The sequence below is a fragment of the Clostridium sp. UBA6640 genome (assembly GCF_002455975.1).
GTDB lineage: Bacteria > Bacillota > Clostridia > Clostridiales > Clostridiaceae > Clostridium_J.
In genome coordinates this window covers 1-16,126 of the sequence record NZ_DKLM01000137.1, presented here as the reverse complement: position 1 = coordinate 16,126, position 16,126 = coordinate 1, and the positions used below count along the sequence as shown (strand labels likewise).

Annotated in this window: 25 protein-coding genes; all 25 read right to left on the bottom strand. The window is 33.9% G+C overall.

Translation table 11 applies throughout. The features are described 5' to 3' along the window. Positions 1-77 precede the first annotated feature (77 nt). Complete coding sequence (locus tag B2W91_RS14950) at positions 78-701, bottom strand: hypothetical protein (protein ID WP_291582371.1); 624 nt, start codon at positions 699-701, stop codon at positions 78-80. A gap of 115 nt (positions 702-816) precedes the next feature. Next, a complete protein-coding gene (locus B2W91_RS14945; RefSeq protein ID WP_291582398.1) occupies positions 817-1,233 on the bottom strand; it encodes an immunity 22 family protein in 417 nt (138 codons plus the stop codon). 76 nt (positions 1,234-1,309) lie between these two features. Continuing rightward, positions 1,310-1,618: a hypothetical protein gene (locus B2W91_RS14940; protein ID WP_291582370.1), complete on the bottom strand. Its 309-nt coding sequence runs from the start codon at positions 1,616-1,618 to the stop codon at positions 1,310-1,312. A gap of 290 nt (positions 1,619-1,908) precedes the next feature. Next, entirely contained in the window at positions 1,909-2,361 is a 453-nt protein-coding gene (locus tag B2W91_RS14935) for a tetratricopeptide repeat protein (RefSeq protein WP_291582368.1), read from the bottom strand. A gap of 118 nt (positions 2,362-2,479) precedes the next feature. After that, positions 2,480-3,142 carry a hypothetical protein gene (locus B2W91_RS14930; RefSeq protein ID WP_291582367.1) on the bottom strand — a complete coding sequence of 221 codons (663 nt, stop codon included), beginning with the start codon at positions 3,140-3,142 and terminating at the stop codon, positions 2,480-2,482. Between the two features lie 76 nt (positions 3,143-3,218). Then, the gene (locus B2W91_RS14925) at positions 3,219-3,962 is read right to left on the bottom strand and encodes a YwqG family protein (protein WP_291582366.1); all 744 of its coding nucleotides are present in this window, start codon (positions 3,960-3,962) and stop codon (positions 3,219-3,221) included. Between the two features lie 39 nt (positions 3,963-4,001). Then, positions 4,002-4,544, bottom strand: coding sequence for an SMI1/KNR4 family protein (locus B2W91_RS14920; protein WP_291582364.1), 543 nt, complete (start codon positions 4,542-4,544; stop codon positions 4,002-4,004). A 77-nt stretch (positions 4,545-4,621) separates the two neighbouring features. Continuing rightward, entirely contained in the window at positions 4,622-4,999 is a 378-nt protein-coding gene (locus B2W91_RS14915) for an SMI1/KNR4 family protein (protein WP_291582362.1), read from the bottom strand. Positions 5,000-5,104: 105 nt separating this feature from the next. Further along, entirely contained in the window at positions 5,105-5,503 is a 399-nt protein-coding gene (locus tag B2W91_RS14910; protein WP_291582360.1) for a hypothetical protein, read from the bottom strand. A gap of 149 nt (positions 5,504-5,652) precedes the next feature. Beyond that, positions 5,653-6,099, bottom strand: coding sequence for a hypothetical protein (locus B2W91_RS14905; RefSeq protein WP_291582359.1), 447 nt, complete (start codon positions 6,097-6,099; stop codon positions 5,653-5,655). 87 nt (positions 6,100-6,186) lie between these two features. Next, entirely contained in the window at positions 6,187-6,552 is a 366-nt protein-coding gene (locus tag B2W91_RS14900) for a hypothetical protein (protein ID WP_291582357.1), read from the bottom strand. A gap of 30 nt (positions 6,553-6,582) precedes the next feature. Further along, positions 6,583-7,446: a leucine-rich repeat domain-containing protein gene (locus B2W91_RS14895; RefSeq protein WP_291582355.1), complete on the bottom strand. Its 864-nt coding sequence runs from the start codon at positions 7,444-7,446 to the stop codon at positions 6,583-6,585. 203 nt (positions 7,447-7,649) lie between these two features. Further along, positions 7,650-7,937, bottom strand: a complete 288-nt coding sequence (locus tag B2W91_RS14890) for a hypothetical protein (protein ID WP_291559562.1) — start codon at positions 7,935-7,937, stop codon at positions 7,650-7,652. A gap of 90 nt (positions 7,938-8,027) precedes the next feature. Beyond that, positions 8,028-8,471: a DUF4240 domain-containing protein gene (locus tag B2W91_RS14885; RefSeq protein WP_291582353.1), complete on the bottom strand. Its 444-nt coding sequence runs from the start codon at positions 8,469-8,471 to the stop codon at positions 8,028-8,030. Between the two features lie 134 nt (positions 8,472-8,605). Further along, complete coding sequence (locus B2W91_RS14880) at positions 8,606-9,154, bottom strand: hypothetical protein (RefSeq protein WP_291582351.1); 549 nt, start codon at positions 9,152-9,154, stop codon at positions 8,606-8,608. Between the two features lie 268 nt (positions 9,155-9,422). Continuing rightward, entirely contained in the window at positions 9,423-9,896 is a 474-nt protein-coding gene (locus B2W91_RS14875; RefSeq protein ID WP_291582349.1) for a hypothetical protein, read from the bottom strand. Between the two features lie 147 nt (positions 9,897-10,043). Further along, positions 10,044-10,595, bottom strand: a complete 552-nt coding sequence (locus B2W91_RS14870; protein WP_291582347.1) for a hypothetical protein — start codon at positions 10,593-10,595, stop codon at positions 10,044-10,046. A 164-nt stretch (positions 10,596-10,759) separates the two neighbouring features. Then, entirely contained in the window at positions 10,760-11,206 is a 447-nt protein-coding gene (locus B2W91_RS14865) for a hypothetical protein (RefSeq protein WP_291582345.1), read from the bottom strand. Positions 11,207-11,307: 101 nt separating this feature from the next. Further along, the gene (locus B2W91_RS14860; RefSeq protein ID WP_291582343.1) at positions 11,308-11,670 is read right to left on the bottom strand and encodes an Imm1 family immunity protein; all 363 of its coding nucleotides are present in this window, start codon (positions 11,668-11,670) and stop codon (positions 11,308-11,310) included. A gap of 98 nt (positions 11,671-11,768) precedes the next feature. Beyond that, entirely contained in the window at positions 11,769-12,164 is a 396-nt protein-coding gene (locus tag B2W91_RS14855; RefSeq protein ID WP_291582341.1) for a hypothetical protein, read from the bottom strand. A gap of 83 nt (positions 12,165-12,247) precedes the next feature. Next, the gene (locus B2W91_RS14850; RefSeq protein WP_291582339.1) at positions 12,248-12,637 is read right to left on the bottom strand and encodes a hypothetical protein; all 390 of its coding nucleotides are present in this window, start codon (positions 12,635-12,637) and stop codon (positions 12,248-12,250) included. Continuing rightward, the gene (locus B2W91_RS14845; RefSeq protein WP_291582337.1) at positions 12,630-13,340 is read right to left on the bottom strand and encodes a hypothetical protein; all 711 of its coding nucleotides are present in this window, start codon (positions 13,338-13,340) and stop codon (positions 12,630-12,632) included. Before B2W91_RS14845 ends, B2W91_RS14850 begins: the two co-directional genes overlap by 8 nt. Positions 13,341-14,163: 823 nt before the next feature. Then, a complete protein-coding gene (locus B2W91_RS14840; RefSeq protein WP_291582335.1) occupies positions 14,164-14,424 on the bottom strand; it encodes a hypothetical protein in 261 nt (86 codons plus the stop codon). 207 nt (positions 14,425-14,631) lie between these two features. After that, complete coding sequence (locus tag B2W91_RS14835; RefSeq protein ID WP_291582334.1) at positions 14,632-15,108, bottom strand: MGMT family protein; 477 nt, start codon at positions 15,106-15,108, stop codon at positions 14,632-14,634. 133 nt (positions 15,109-15,241) lie between these two features. Beyond that, positions 15,242-15,718 (bottom strand): pyridoxamine 5'-phosphate oxidase family protein, encoded by a 477-nt coding sequence (locus B2W91_RS14830; RefSeq protein WP_291582332.1) that lies wholly within the window; start codon positions 15,716-15,718, stop codon positions 15,242-15,244. Positions 15,719-16,126: the final 408 nt, after the last annotated feature.

Sequence of the window (16,126 nt, the reverse complement as noted above, 5' to 3'; positions counted from 1 at the left end):
TTTCCTGTAGCCTTGCTATAATTCGCCTACAGGAGCGAATGCTCATAATCTTACCAATAGACTGGGACTTTGCATTTTTAGCTCATATTCAAAATCAGTTCTAACTTTTCCTGAAGTCTTTGGGGCAAGATACTCTTATCCGCCCCCATCTCCATTAACCGCTTAACCAAGGATCTCTCTTCAATCTTAGAATTTGTCCCAACACAAGGAAGCAAAAACCAAAGGATAGAGCGCCCCCTTTTGTTCAGAATGTTTACGTTGAGACTTTGCTCTAAAATAAGACGAAATACTTGACAGGCCCCTGGCTGGTTTATATCTCCTGCAAGATAATGAAGTGCTGTATTACCGTTGTAGTCTTGAATATCCACATCTATACCACGCTGGATGAGGTCAATAGCAATATCAAATTTGTTGTTTGTTGAAATGCTTTCATGGAGCATACTTTTGTGAAACTGCTGCCTTGTATAGTTAATATCTGTAACATAGTCAATCTTCTCAGCATATTCTTGAAAACCATAGACATAAACAGCTATGGCATTATAGCACGCTTCATTCGGATTTACAGTTGGCGGTTCTTCTTTTTTTACGAAAAGACCGGGGGTTATTTCATCAAAAAGCTCCGTTCTGATTTCATCAAAAAGCACCTTTTCTTCTGAACTTATATAACTTTCCGTCTTGGTAGGTTTCATATTGTCTCCCATTTTATCCTCCTCACTTTCCATTTATCTTCATGTGAGATTATATAAATTTCCTGTAGCTTTGTTTTAATTCTCCTACAGGAACAAATACTTATAAAGCCCGTACTACTCAATCATTTTATTCTTCTGGAAATGTAGCGAGAAATTTGAAACATCCAAATTCATTATTTTGAACTTCCTTAATATCACCCTCATATTTTAGCTTTCCAACCACGATAGCAGTATTATAGAAATCGTCTAATCCATTCGAATAGTTTGCTTTAAGCTTTTCAATATAAAATATGTCAGTTTGAGCGAAAATCTCCTCTATTGACTTTGACGGTGACATATTTGCAATCGCAACTAAAAAATCCTCGTCATAAGTATTTACTCCAAAATCAATTCCAAGTTCAGAACCAATACAATCAACTTCTAACAACTCGTAATCCTTTTTCAGATATTTATTGAGTAATTCTTGTGATTTGCAGTTACCAACAAAAATAGAAACATATTCGTCATTACTATATGTGTAATTTTTCTGTTCAACTTCTCGCATGTTCAACCTCCTAAATTCCCTTAGCTTATATAAACAGCCTGGGTTCAAAACTACTTGATAAATTCTAATTTATACTTCAATCATAGATATAAAATTCAAGACCATCTTCTGGTTCCCCAACTTGAAAACCTAATAATTCAGAAGCTCTACTTTTAAACAATTCAAACCATAAGTTCCATTCTTCTTGAGGTAATTTAGCATAGAACTGTAGTCCGCTAGGCTCAACAGATGCTTCTATCAGCTTCCCATCATTGCCATACCATTGTGGACAGCTATTCACAAACCCATTCCAAAATGGCATTTCAAAATATAACTCATTCAATTTATCCCATATTTCGGCTGGTGCAGTATAATGTATATTCAAATTATGATTATGTATATTCATTGTCATCCTCCTCTTTAAATTGCAATTTGTCAGTTTCCGATTATGATTCGATATAATCTAATATTGCCTTAAGGTATTTAAGTGTTTGTGAAAGTAGCATCTTTTGTCTCCCATGTATCCCGAAAGTTCCCATCAAATAAGATTTCAAATGGAATCACATATTCCACTTCATACGACGTATTCATTACCTCAACAACTGTAATTTTCTACACACGCACATTTCCTAAGAATCAATACCATATACTCCTACACCTTATTGTACTTTTTGGGATCTCTGATTATATAAATAATCATTCTTTCGTGCGGTCTTGTCTTAAATCTATATGAGTACTTAAAAATTCAAAATACTTAGGATTATCTTCATTAAAAAATTCTTCGCCTTCAAACATATATGCTCTTAACATATATTCCAAGGCGTTTTTTTCATCACCTATCTCCAAGCAGCTTTCACCAAGTCTAAGCATGACAAATGGATTACCATAGCCTTCACCAGAAAGATTTCCTCTTGCAGCATCAAAACATTGATATGCCTTATCAAAGTTATTCTGAATAAAATATATATCGCCTATGGAAGCCAAAAACCATACAGTTTCACTATAAAATTGTTGCGGGTGGGGAATAAGACTTAATGCTTCTTTCCAAACTTTTAAAGCTTCATCATATTGTTTGCTATCATAAAAACCATTACCAATTTCAGCAAGTTCCTCTATCTTATTTTCGATTTTTTCAGATAATTCATCCATTTCAGATTTCCTCCAATTCTGATTTGTCGCATTGTCAGATTATATAAATTTCCTGGAGCTTTATTTTAATTCGCCTACAGGAACGAATATTCATGCCCCCACTAACAAACCGTAATTTTTAGCTTTTGGGTGAAAAATACCAACAGAAGGATATTCCCGTTGAGATTTCATGGCTTTTCTCTGATACAAAATCATATTCGCTTAAATCAACAAATTCATTTATAGCAGGTTCTAATTCCTCCAAACAGCATATTTCATCACAGTGAGCACTAATTCCACTGAATGTAACTTCGCCCTCAAATGTAAAAGGGACATCCTCTCCATAGGTTGCATCCCAAAACACATTGGCGTTTCCGCTCCATCTCATATAAAAGATATTGCCCATTCTTTTTATAAATTCAATTTTCCCACTGGTCACTTCCTCATGCTCGAATACATATAGCGTCCCTGCTTCTTCGCCCTTCTCATTCTGGGAAGCATCCCATTTTTTTGTTAACCCATCTATCGATTTCCATGACCTTATATCAAGGGAAAATCCATTATTATGATAAAGATTCGGAGCAATCATTTCACAATCCTCCTCACCGCTGTCCTCGTCTGTGAATATAAGTTTTCCCTCTGACATTTCTACTTCTATGTGCCACAAAAACGAAGGAACTTTCTTATATCCCATTCTCTTATTCATTGCTCCATCTGCAAATGCTCCGGTAAATACAGCAGATCTCACATCAAATTCTAAATCTCCTAATTTGAACATCCTTTTCCCGTCCTTTCTTTTCAAATACCTTCCACCGTATATTCTGATTTATTGTTCTATCTTGTTATATAAATAAGCATCTATATATAATTTTTATAATCTAGCAACATTGCCAATCATATATTACTTTTGAAAAATCCTTATTCTTCAAAGCATCCTTAGGAATAGAAAAAACACAGTTTCCAGAATCTCCAAACATAATACCACATTCATCATCTATATCCAGCTGCAATAAAAGAAAATCTTCATCATTAAAACCTAAATAATCATGTTGCACAAAATAAGGATAACCTCCAACTCTGCTGTTACAGCTATAACAATCCTCACTCAGTTTCTCATATTCTTCTTCTGAAAGCTCATTCTTAAAAAGCGTTTCAAATAACTCTAATGAAGAAGATATAGGCATTTCCCTTGTTTCAAAGTACATTTTTCCGTTATTTGAAAAAGGTAGACCTTGCTTATATCCTTCATTATTTTCATAAGGATTTTCCTTTATTAATTGTGTTTCATTCTCTTCATGATTTTCTATATATTTTACAACAATAGGACTTTCCAATCCAAACATATCATCATTTGCAACAAAAAACTGTAATAACCCTTTTTGGGGTAAATTATCCAGCTTTTCAAGGTCTGATAGATTTATCTGTGCTAAAAATAACATAGGTCTTCCCTCTTCATCTACTGGATACTCTTCAATATTTTTCAAATATGGACATCCACCTAATTTACTCTCCCAGGGTTTTACTTCTTCACATTTAAAAGTTATCTCATTACTATACCTAAAAGTTCTTTTTATTATATTTTCATGCTCTTTTAAAATCTCAGGAATTTCATACTTAATCATTTTATTTCCTCCAATAAGTTTCAATTTCATCCATATTTACTACCTATCTTCTCCACGGACCTTTTTGTTCTTGCGTTCTTCTAATTCCTCAATTTGTTTCATCAAACAATCCGAAAAACTCCCCTCTATTGAAGTTGTTTTCCCTGTCTGATAGTAATCTAATATGACAATATTACCCTTCTTATCAAAACAGAATATTTCGTCACCATTTCCAATAATGGATAAGAAAGGAATGTAGTCTGTAAATCCTGCTTCATGTAATTCCTTTGTCTTGACACGGATATCTAAAAAATCTGGTATTTCTTTTGCTATTCCATAAACAATGATGCCACGACAAAAAGACCAAAACGGACCAATATCAAACTGCTTTGCTTGCGACCAAACTTCTTCTCTCACATTCATATATAGTCCGCCTAGCGGTGACATGGTAAACTCTCTAAACTCCTGCGGTAGCATACTTCCAATACTTTTTTCGAATGCAGATATGTCCGATTCAGATGGTTCATTCCCCATACAGGCAACCACCTGATATGTGTTTTTGTCATAGTTACGGAAATAATCATAAATTTTCTGTAATGCCATTTTAATTCTCCTCCTTCAGCAAATATAATTTTCCTGTATCCTTTTTAATTCTCCTACAAATTCTTACTTCTAAACTATCAATCCAAATATGTGTCTAAACGCTGAATAAACTTTAAAAATGTATTCCCTAAAACAATCTTATCTTTATCAGACATTGGAACCGCCGGAACAACAAAATAATTTCCATTTGTATCCACTCCAAATAATTCACCACCACCGGAAGAACCTATAATGCAATGATTGGGAAGAAATTCATTTATACAATAGTCCTCGTTTATTTCTTCTAATTCTTCTAATGGAAATAATATCAACCATGCTCCTTTGCCGATACTACCTTCCCCACCATTATATTTTTTCATAAACTCAATGTAATCTTGAGGCAAGCTGATTCCATTTGTAGATAGGATTTCAGCGTCACCATTAAAATCTACTAAGAAATCATAAAAATACTCCATTATCTACATCTTCTTGTTGTACTTCAAAACCCTTTTAATAAAATAAATTTTACGTCAATAACTTCATTGATAGATTGAAATTAATATCATAATTCAAAATAAAATTTAATGTTTGATTTCCCTATTTAACATGTCATCATAGTTTTCTTTGTAGTTATCAAATGCTTCAAATGGATATTCAGCATTTTCTAAAAGATAAACCAAAGTTTCAGATAAAATTTCTGCAAAAATCTCAACTACACAATAAGCGGATTTTTTGTTGCTAATATACAAAATGCTTTCGTATAGTATTTCGTTTAAGTCTGCAAGAAGTTCTCGTTCAATTTCTGGTGAGTAAAAAATTTCTTTCAATTCTTTCAAACATATAAAAATTTCATCAAATTTTTGTTGCAACTCAGGTAAATTCTTAAATCCATATCTTAAATCATATCTATATCCCTCTGAGAAATTATCGTTTCTCCCTGCATGAACGGCTATTTTCAACCTTGCTTCTGCTTTTGTCATTTATATTCACCCACTTTCCTGCTTGTCAATCACCAACACTCAGTGAATTTTTATTTATTGCTCTGTTAGATCATACAAAACTTCTATAGTTTTATTTTAATTCGACTACAGAAGCGAATGCTCATAATGTTGCCATTAAAGATAATCCATCATAATGCAATAACGCTATTTGAAACAGCCTTAGCCATCTTATCTTCAATTTCTTCAATACTATCTCCAGACATTATATAGTCTATGACATTACTTAAAGGTAGAGACTTATGAAGTAATTCTATATAGTAATCCGCTTTATTATCTTCGCCGCTTTCAAAGCTGTCTTTTATCATCGTTATTAAGATTATTATTTCGCTTCTCTCTAAACCTTTGATACAAGGTGGTTCTGGAGTTATTGCAGTCATTGCTAAGTTTTCTAAGTCAGTCCATCCCCAATATTCAGCAAACTCCATTTCATTATGCTCTTTACCCGTAATTTTACTAAGTTCAGCTAATTCCTTGCTACAATTCCCGCTTTCTTTATCAACAATATAATTAATTATTTTCATAACTATTTCGAGCTTACCTTCATCTATTTGAGGAAATTCCAACTCTTTTCTCATATGATTACAACTCCAATCCATATTTATAATTTCGCCAAATAGCCTGCACTTCAAATTGAAATTTGTTAACTCCCGATTCTGTGAGAATTACAAATTACCACATGGAATTTTAGATGACTGATATGACTGTATCAACTTGTCTAACCAAGATGTTGTGACACCAAGCTGCATACTATCAAAAATCAGTCCGAAATCATCCGATATGCAGGCAGCTAAATCACTATTTTGAGATAAATTATACACTTGCAAAAAAGCTTTTTTTCTATATTCATCAGAAAAGTATTTCGATTCTTCTGAATACTCTTTTTTCAATTTTAATTGCTCTATTTGATTATGAAGATTTATCCAGTTAGACTCAAACCATTCGCAATCACGCAGGTCTAATATGGAATCACAATCTATTTTGTCAAACATTTCTTGGTTTATTTTCTCTAATAACTCATTAAGCATCATCTTTACCTCCCCCCTCGTCTTTCACTTAACTTATAACCGTAGTAATGATACAAACTCAATCCCATTTTCCTTGGCATACTTTTCGGCCACTGAACCCGGAGTACCTTTTATTTTAAAACCTGGAACAACCTGTTGACCTTTTATCTTGAAAGCGATTTTTTCGGGGCTAGTGTACTCTCTTATTTCCATAAACCCAACAGATTCTTTGCCGAATTCCGTAACACTTGCTGGAATTGTAAGTTCAAGGAGCGAGGGACAATGAAAAAACGCCCAGTCGTCAATGTTTGTAACACCATCCTCAATAACAATTTCGGTAAGAACCTCACAGTCGGCAAAAGCCTCGTATGAATTTGTCACGCTATTTGGAATAAAAGCATATTTAATGTATTCAGAACCGCAAGACACATGAGAAATATCTTCAGTACATTGTGGAAAAATTAAACTTTCAAGCTTGGTGCCTTCAAATGCCCATGAAAAATTCCGCACTCTGGGTGGTATATCAACACTTTCCAGAGAATAACAGCAGTTAAATGTATAACTCATATCAACAAGGCTTTTCGGAAGAGTAACATCTTCAAGCCTCTCGCAGCCATGAAAAGCGCCAACTACCGACATTACACCTTCTGGAATAACTACTCTTTTTAGCTCATAAAACCCATCAAACGTACTGTCAAGTGAAACGACGTTTTTCCCATCGATGACAGCCGGAACAACGATATTAATATTATTACCGTTATAACGCAAAATCTCTATCCCGCCGTCAATCGGAGTATATGTCCATAAGCTATCCGAGCTTGTAAAGATTTCAACATCTTCATCCTCGTATTTATAGAACCAGTCGTAGCTTTCTCCAGTTCCGTATCGTCCTCTCCCATCACTATAATAAGCTCTCATTGTAAAAACCTCCAATGTTATATTTAAAGGGCGAAAAATCTATTCTGTTTTTTCGTAGGCCTTATTCAAACGTCAAGATTCATACTCCGAAGGAAGACATGGGACTATCCTTTGCCTTTCTTCGAAAATATAAATTTCCTGTAGCATTGTTTCAACTCACCTACAGGAGTGAATGCCCATAATCTTATTGATATAATGTTAATCTAAGCAGTCCAGTAAGCAAAGTAACTTTCTTTCTCAACATCATTCATGGCCTCGTCTATTGACATAAAAACACCGCCTCCAGTGCAAAACTCACCTTTTTGGGTCAGGCTGTCAAACCATGTGTAATAGCAAAGACATTCTACATCCTCCGCTATTTCTGGAGGATCTTCATAATCTCCTGAACCATATCGAATATTGCTTTCTATAATAATAACTTCATATTTTTTGATATTATCATATAAGCAAATTCCTCGTTTCACAATTTTGACTTTTGATAAGTCAAGCATTGTTTTTCCCTCCTTTGGTCTTTTGAAATATTGAAAAACCCGACATACTGGAATATATTATTACTATTTATGTTGTGCATGATTACGAATTTAATTTTTCCAAAGCTCTTCATTACTACATGATTCATAACTTGGCTCTGCAATATGTGGATAGTTGGATGTATCCTGCTGATGCTTTTTAGCCCATGCTTTCATTGGTACATATAATATTGATTCAAACTCTAAATCTGGGTCTAATGTTCTTCCTCCATGCAAAATAGAACTATAATAACCTTGTCCATTTACGATTGCAACACACCGCTGATAAAGGAATAAATCATCAGAAAAATGCCCTAATGTTCCATATAATTGCATGGCTATTTTCTTACTATCAATATCATATAATAGCTTGGACATAATATTTTCAAAATCAAAGATTTCTTCGTCAGATTGCTCTGATAAATACTGAATAACAGGCGCTAAAACCTTATCATCATTTCCCTCGTTGCTCCAATCCAACATTTTAATTATTTTCCAAAATTGATTTTTTTTCATACATATCATCTCCAAATTTCGATTTTCACTGTTCGTCTTATTACCAATATTACGTACCACAACAAATATAAATTTCTTGTAGCTTTATTTTAATTCGTCTACAAGAAGGAATGTTCATAATATACGCTTCAAAATTATTTCTTTTTTAACTTTTCAAGTTGATGCTGAGCATAGCCTTCGGCAATTTTATCTCCGCTGTTTGCTAAAGATTTTATGCTGTCGATATCCCCTAAACGCCAAAGAGCCCATACACATTTTCTTGTGACACTTCCGTTTTCATCATCGCTATAATAATGATTTGAATATCGTGCCAGAGCCATATCGTATAAGATTTTATTCGTGAAATCTGTGGGGTGCTCTTCAAAAACTGCTACCAGATTTTCAGCATCATGATGCCAATCATCGCAAGCAATCACTTGCAAAACTTTCAAACTTTCCCTATTAAATAAATCAAATGTTGTACCGAGAGTAAGCATATAGTCAAGTCCGTCCGCATTTCTGTTAAGACACTCACGTTTCAACCAAGCATTAAATATTTCAGTCTGAGTAATATCTTCTGACAAAGAAGATAGGAGGTCTTTCCTTGCATGCAGTGTTTTGGGATTGTTTTCATCAATATATAATTTTTCGTCAAAGACCGCGTCCCAATAGTATTTAATTGCATCTATATCCTTTTCTTTCATAATAGGCTCTCCTTCTTCACGCAGATACATTAACCAGCCATACTCTCCATTGATTAGTGTACATAATGCTTATTCATCTATTTCGTTGTATATCCATATTTCTTTATATTTTTTATCACCATCAGAATCATCCCTTACTTTGAATAAATATAAATTTCACTTATATCCCGCAAGGTTCACACTCACAAGAGATTATTTTTCATATCTCGAAATTTGATAAAATGTTGTGATTACAAATATATTTNNTCTTCTTACACCTCATATTTGTCTACATAACAACGAATTTCCCATGTGGATAAACTCCATCGTATGAGCACGGCCATCGACCTTGTTCGTAAATGCTTAAAAGGTCATTGAAAAAGCCTTTTTTCCCAAGCTGTATTTCGATTGCTGCCCATGACATATCCCTTTTCACACAATCCATAATTTCGGTCTCTAACCCGCTTTCATTTTCAAGTTTACATCTCTTTATGAAGTTGCAGTAGCCATTCCATAAAGAGTTTTGTATATAACTGGAAACGCTTTCAAAAATACAGTCTATTTTCTCATCCGTAATAATCTCTATGGCTTGAGTTCCCAAAGAAGAAATTTTAGGTTCCCATACAGCTAACATTTTGGAGTTGTAACCGTCGTATGCTTCAAAAATCGAAGTAACAACAATATACCGTTTTTCAGCCGTTCCACATCTTGAGAACCATTTTATTTCATTGATACGGGAAATAAATCCATGTATATTCTTCACCAAGTCCCCTCCTTGCATATTATATAAATTTTTCATATTGTATCCCTAGTTTTACAACTTCGCAATAAATTCCCTTTACTATAAATAATGTCGAGATAGGCAATTATCTATATTGCTCATTCTTTTCCATATGGTCTATTCATTAGCCTAGAATCGAACTATATCTTTACTTTCAAACAGAGAACCTGTATTGCTATGTGTACTTCCGTCATTTTCCGTATATGTAGTTATCAAGCGTGGCTCTCTGGTAGCACTATGGTAAAATTTCATCAGCACATTAGAAATATCACTATCAAGTGGAATGCTCAAACCCTCTGCCAATTCTTTTTGGGTTTCATCCAAGTCCATATCCATATCTTCTTCAACCATTTGTCTATGTTCTTCCATGAGTTCTTTTGCTAAGCTTTGGAGACATTCCATATTTTGATATGATGCAGTATTCACATAATCACGCCAAAATGGGCAGTTTACCATAAACACAAAAAAATCATAGAGGCTATCAGCAATTCTTCCGCTTTCGCCCTCACTTCCCCAAAATCCAACTGAACCATCCTCCAATAAGATGTATTCACTTCCTGTGCCTTCTTTTGCGAAGGTTTTTCCAGTTATACTATAGGCTAAATGCCCAAATTCATCTTGTGGAGATTTGAATTCCGAAAGAATTTCAATATCACAAATATAACATAGAAGGTCAGACAAATTTTCATCCTGTTTCAACAGTTTAATAATATCCATAATAAAACTCCTTTTAAGCATATTTTAATTTGACATTGTTCGTTTAGGCAATCCAACTCGAAAGAACAAAATATAAATTTCCTGTAGATGGCTATTAAATCACCTACAGGAATGAATGCTCATTTTATTCAAATCGAAGAACTGTCAAGTCCTCCATCAAAAATAAATTTTTTATGCTTTGGGTCATACGATACCCATACTTCTAATCCGAGATAATCATCTATTGGCATGCGAGCAGAGGGAGCGGGATAATATCCCAAGAAGCATGTACAAACGCTCCCCCAAATTCTTCCGTTTTCTTCATATAACGCAATATCCCCAACATACCATTCCCCTGTCATTTCACATCTGCGTGGAAACATATCTTCATCGTCATTACATGCCCCCTCATCTTCCAAATATTCAGTAACTTCTTTTATGACGATTTCCATGATTTCATCCTTATGTTTCTCATACAACGCTTTAAGTTCAAGCGATTCAAAATTCATACGCGGCTGCAACTTCTTCTCATAATTGGTATATTCGTTTCTTGGGTTTGGATTCAGCATAAAAATTTGTTTCAATTCTAATCCCATGGCTATTTTCCCTTTCGTAAAATATAAATTTCCGATAGCTTTGTTTTAATTGTCCTATAGAATCGGATGCTCATAATCTTACAGACAAACTGAAATTTTCTTTATAATTCTCTCCATTCAATACAAGTTGGCCTTTCGTGAGAATTCCAAAATTGCTTTATACCCTCTATCGCTTTTTCAAGTGGAATAATTGTATCTGCTTGCATTTCTGATTTTTCTCCACCTATGATAAATATAACGTCCTTATCATGATTTCCTACTGACTGCCACATATCTCCATTATCATTAAGAAAATAATGTACACATGTAAGGTTTCCGTTCATCAATATTGACAAACATGGGTATTTCTCTTTTCCATTAATCCAAATATCGTCATATGGGTTCAGTGAGCTACTCATAATGATGCTTTCAATTTCTTGTTCTGTTTGACATTCAATATCTCCATTTTTTGTTGCTACATTCATTTTGATCGCTCCTAACTTCTTGTTATCTACCTGTTATATAAATTTCCTGTATCTTTGTTTTAATTCACCTACAAGAGCGAATGCTTACACTCTTTACATCAAATGTCGGCATCTGAAATCCATCTAAAAAATGGATGCTTTTCTCCTGTTTTACAAAAATGCACAATGATAGCTTTAATATCCTTCAATGAATAGCACATCATTCTTTCTTGAGGGCAAGCATTGATAATTAAATCTACGGAATAGATATTTTGACTTCCATTGTCAAAATAAGAAATTTCATCATTATATTCGTCAACCCATCCAATAAATGCTGATTTTTCCTTGTTAAACTCAACTGATAAACTGATATCACCTATAGTGTATTCTAAATAGATGTAGTCTTTACCTATTCTATCTAATATAGCATTATGTTGGCTTTCCGAAATACCAGATGTGCTTTCTATTGTCATAGGTTTCTTGGTGTCACTTATATATATTTTCGTACATAGCATAAAAATCCCCCTATAAGACTCAACAAATATAAATTTCCTGTAGCGTTGTTTCAATTCACATACAAGAGCAAATACTCATTTTCTTACTCAAAATTCAACCAATGAGGAAGGTCTTCACTAGTAAACGGTCTCAACCTATATATATCATAATTTTGCACATAAATTAATTTGTCTTTATATTTTTTCAATATTCTATCATCGAATTTTGAAATAAAAAATGCGGCACCATATCTGGCATCATTGGAATAATTCTCACTCTCATCAAGCAATATTTGAAAAAGAGCGATTAAAAGTTTTTCATCGAACAATTTCTCTAAAAAGAATTTTTCAAATGTTGCTCCTATTGCATTTGAAAAACTATAAATCAAATATTCACGAATAATTTCCTCAATATAATTACCATTTATGTCAATAGGATTTATGCTTGTCAATTCCTTCTCTTTATCCATTAAAAAATCATTATAATTATCCACTTGTTTCCTCCGCCATCAAAGCAGCAAGAATAAATGCCCACTTATTCTCATTTGGCCATGGTGATAATGCCTTGATTTGCTGGTACAGCTGGTAATTCTCTTTAATTTCTTGAGCCGATATTCCAATCCACTGCCGATTATGTATGAGATTCGGAATATTCCTCTCCACTACGGCAAGCCCATGTGCCATATAGTAATACCGCAGCAAACAAATCCTTTTGGAATAATATCGTTCATTCCAGTCCTGTTTTTTCTGCTCCCAATCCTTATAATTTTTAATTTCATCAAGCTGTGGCAATATATACCGACGCAAATCGTTGCCAATGCGGTTCTTGATGTCCTCCACATCCATGTCCTGTGGCTTATAATCTTGATACCCATCAATTTTATACCCTAAGGGCTGATGATATGGGTGAAGATAGCCACAATCAGGCAATAGTGGATCCTCACGCATGGAATCAATGCCACCTTGCCAGCATTTTAAATATTCCTCTGGCAAATCTCTTTTAAAAGCTTCAATCTCAAACCAAAAAGTATAACCCATCACTATAGAATTAAAACGTGAGCCGTTTATGTGTATTGCAAGACAGCAATCGTCCCTCATAGATTTATAAGTCTGCCCTGTAGCACGATATCCCGCACGTTTCAGTTCAGGTTTTACAACTTCACGTAGGACTATGTTCTTTTTCTCTTTGGAATTCATCACTACCTCCTTTTAATGATTGCCTTTTCTCATTATATAAATAATTTGCAGTTAAAAACTGGCCAACAAATTCTAATTTGTATCTTATTCTCCCTCCTCATCCTGTTTATGCAAATGTTCTATTACATGGTCATCCTTCATTTCATTTTCTTAGCAGCTTCCTTTGTTTTCCGATCTTCGATTCTAGTAATATAGTTGTTAGCCTTATTTGAATAATAAGACTCCTTGGTTTTCTTTTTGAATATATCAAATAACCCCATTTCTTCACCTCACTGTTTCTTGCTTGAGCTGACTATTAAATTTGACTTTATTTTGCTAAGGCTATATCTATATTCCTATCACAATATCCACAATTGCAGTTTTCAAAAGCCTGTACTTGGATATTTTTCTACACTATTACAATATTTATCATAACATAATAACTCTAATTTTTAGATGTATTCTTTAATAAAAAAAGCTGTCTACCCCATTCAGAGCAAACAACTTTTTGTTTTCATATTTAGTTATTAAATGACTTAGAAATGTTTTAAGGTATTGCATCTACCTTTTCCAGTGTTCACTGCTTTTACGTTGATATATGTTTATGATTTTTTGTTGGAAAGAAGTACAACATTCTCCACATGCCTTGAGAGTACAATAATGATGTCATAAGTAGCTAGTACGTCCTTGGTGGCAATATATATTTCTTATAAATGTTCTTTATAACTCAAAATCATCTCTATTTATTAATCTCTTCTCTCTTCACAACAATGTCTTCTGCATAGAAACAAGTATAAGTAATTATCTCATTGTTCGTATCACTCAATAGAAACTATCCTTGTGATTAGAAATCCACCAAGCCCAATTCCTTCGCAAAAGCATCAAGATCATCAATTATGAACAAATCACTCCTCCAATTGCCTGGCCATACAGCATATAATGTTGTAGTTTTATCTTTTGCTCTTTGATAAGCTTCTAGAACCTTTTCTCGGTCTGACTTGTTTTTGTGTGGAATTTGTGATACATTACTATTCTTATCCACCTCAAAATAACAAATAGTACTCATACTATATGGAAAGTTGTTACTTTCTTTAGCACTCCTCATTAATAATCACTCCTTTATCCCTATTACATACTTGTTTAAAATAACCAACCTCTGTTATTAATTCAAGTAGCATCTCTAAAAAAACTGTTTCTGCATCAAAATCACTGTTTCAACATGCCTTAAGGAGATAAAAAAGATGCCGTATCAAGCTGGTATCCCCTTGGCGTCAGGATATTGTTTTGCATAAATCAGGAATATGTTGAACTATCACAACTGGTACAAGTTATCCTGATAATTATGCACATAATATCTTATGTTGCTTCTTCCGCGCTGGATAACGATATGACCTTCTGCCTCCAGTTTTTCTTTTTGAACTTCAATACCACCTGGATATTTTTGATTCAACTCACCATTCGCTTTAAGTGTTCTCCAGTACGGTGTTTTATCGTCATACCTTTGTTCACTCGCCCATGCTACAATAGAAACAAAAATTCCTGCGGTAATGGGATCTGTAAAATCTGCATTATTTGCCCTAGCAAAATAATCTCTAATCTGTCCTATTGTGATAACTTTCCCAAATGGTATTATCTTCATCACTCGATCGTAATCCATAGGCGGAGCAAAATACATCCGTTCGCCACCATACTTTTCAATACTCTTTTCATCATTAATGATTTGTATTTTAGGCATATCCTTATTATTGCATAGCATCGCATTGAAATCTTTTTTCTGTTCATTTGCCATACCAATACACCTCCTATGCGTAAAGAATAAACTGTTTAATGTTGGGTTTCAGAAAACTAAGTTAAAAAATATTGATAATCAAGTAATGGTGTTTTTTGGCTCTCAAGTTAGAAATTGCTTATTATTTGTGGATTTATTTCGCCGTTTTATTGATAAAATCAATTTCATACTGACATTCACCGTATTTTTCTTCGTTGTCAGTAATCGTACCCTCTGTGAGTGAGATACGCAGAACGATCGAGTTCGGATTGTCTTCGTCGCCAACTTCATCGAACCAATCAAAGATTTTTTTAAATTTTGCTCTGATTTCCGCATTTTTCTCGTCCTTGACCCAACCGAGATTTTCAGCCGTACCTTGAAAAGCGTACCAACCTAACCCACCGACGGAAACCTCGTTGTTCTTCTCAATTTGCAGCATTTTATTCTTTTTTGCGTCCGTAGAAACATAAAATACGCCGTCTTCATAATAAGCGCAAACCATACGGACAGCAGGGCGTGGATTACCGTCAGCGTTCGGGGATAGTGATATTGTCGCAAGGGCAATAACTTCTTCTTTACCATTTCCGCAACGTTCCTCCATAAGTTTTATCGCGTTTTCATATTTGCTCATTTTTATTTCCTCCTCATAATATTATAATCTCAGAATCTCTAACCTTATTTTATGGGGCTTTCAGATTATTCTTATTATCTTCTATTTCTTTCGTTTGATATTGTTCTTATATCTATTAATCTCCATTATATACCAATATCCTAAAATTTTCAAAATATTCATTCATTTATCTACAGCAAATACACCCATTAATAAATGAGTGCATTCTTATTTAATTTATTTTGTTGTATTAAGTAAGTAAGCTATCTCTATCTCTCTTGAGATAAAAAAGATGCCCATTAAACTTGCATTTATCTTTTAAATTAATCTAATGAGGTAATTCATAAGGTTGCTTCAAGCCAATAAACCACAGTTTATTAACGAAGTTTAATAAATTCAACCAATTCATTTTTTATTTCTCTCTTTACC

What these genes read in the sequence shown, in the direction of transcription:
- B2W91_RS14950 (WP_291582371.1), bottom strand. Translation starts at nt 701, where the DNA reads ATGGGAGACAATATGAAACCTACCAAGACGGAAAGTTATATAAGTTCA.
- B2W91_RS14945 (WP_291582398.1), bottom strand. Translation starts at nt 1,233, where the DNA reads ATGCGAGAAGTTGAACAGAAAAATTACACATATAGTAATGACGAATAT.
- B2W91_RS14940 (WP_291582370.1), bottom strand. Translation starts at nt 1,618, where the DNA reads ATGAATATACATAATCATAATTTGAATATACATTATACTGCACCAGCC.
- B2W91_RS14935 (WP_291582368.1), bottom strand. Translation starts at nt 2,361, where the DNA reads ATGGATGAATTATCTGAAAAAATCGAAAATAAGATAGAGGAACTTGCT.
- B2W91_RS14925 (WP_291582366.1), bottom strand. Translation starts at nt 3,962, where the DNA reads ATGATTAAGTATGAAATTCCTGAGATTTTAAAAGAGCATGAAAATATA.
- B2W91_RS14920 (WP_291582364.1), bottom strand. Translation starts at nt 4,544, where the DNA reads ATGGCATTACAGAAAATTTATGATTATTTCCGTAACTATGACAAAAAC.
- B2W91_RS14915 (WP_291582362.1), bottom strand. Translation starts at nt 4,999, where the DNA reads ATGGAGTATTTTTATGATTTCTTAGTAGATTTTAATGGTGACGCTGAA.
- B2W91_RS14910 (WP_291582360.1), bottom strand. Translation starts at nt 5,503, where the DNA reads ATGACAAAAGCAGAAGCAAGGTTGAAAATAGCCGTTCATGCAGGGAGA.
- B2W91_RS14905 (WP_291582359.1), bottom strand. Translation starts at nt 6,099, where the DNA reads ATGAGAAAAGAGTTGGAATTTCCTCAAATAGATGAAGGTAAGCTCGAA.
- B2W91_RS14900 (WP_291582357.1), bottom strand. Translation starts at nt 6,552, where the DNA reads ATGATGCTTAATGAGTTATTAGAGAAAATAAACCAAGAAATGTTTGAC.
- B2W91_RS14895 (WP_291582355.1), bottom strand. Translation starts at nt 7,446, where the DNA reads ATGAGAGCTTATTATAGTGATGGGAGAGGACGATACGGAACTGGAGAA.
- B2W91_RS14890 (WP_291559562.1), bottom strand. Translation starts at nt 7,937, where the DNA reads ATGCTTGACTTATCAAAAGTCAAAATTGTGAAACGAGGAATTTGCTTA.
- B2W91_RS14885 (WP_291582353.1), bottom strand. Translation starts at nt 8,471, where the DNA reads ATGAAAAAAAATCAATTTTGGAAAATAATTAAAATGTTGGATTGGAGC.
- B2W91_RS14880 (WP_291582351.1), bottom strand. Translation starts at nt 9,154, where the DNA reads ATGAAAGAAAAGGATATAGATGCAATTAAATACTATTGGGACGCGGTC.
- B2W91_RS14865 (WP_291582345.1), bottom strand. Translation starts at nt 11,206, where the DNA reads ATGGGATTAGAATTGAAACAAATTTTTATGCTGAATCCAAACCCAAGA.
- B2W91_RS14860 (WP_291582343.1), bottom strand. Translation starts at nt 11,670, where the DNA reads ATGAATGTAGCAACAAAAAATGGAGATATTGAATGTCAAACAGAACAA.
- B2W91_RS14855 (WP_291582341.1), bottom strand. Translation starts at nt 12,164, where the DNA reads ATGCTATGTACGAAAATATATATAAGTGACACCAAGAAACCTATGACA.
- B2W91_RS14845 (WP_291582337.1), bottom strand. Translation starts at nt 13,340, where the DNA reads ATGAATTCCAAAGAGAAAAAGAACATAGTCCTACGTGAAGTTGTAAAA.
- B2W91_RS14840 (WP_291582335.1), bottom strand. Translation starts at nt 14,424, where the DNA reads ATGAGGAGTGCTAAAGAAAGTAACAACTTTCCATATAGTATGAGTACT.
- B2W91_RS14835 (WP_291582334.1), bottom strand. Translation starts at nt 15,108, where the DNA reads ATGGCAAATGAACAGAAAAAAGATTTCAATGCGATGCTATGCAATAAT.
- B2W91_RS14830 (WP_291582332.1), bottom strand. Translation starts at nt 15,718, where the DNA reads ATGAGCAAATATGAAAACGCGATAAAACTTATGGAGGAACGTTGCGGA.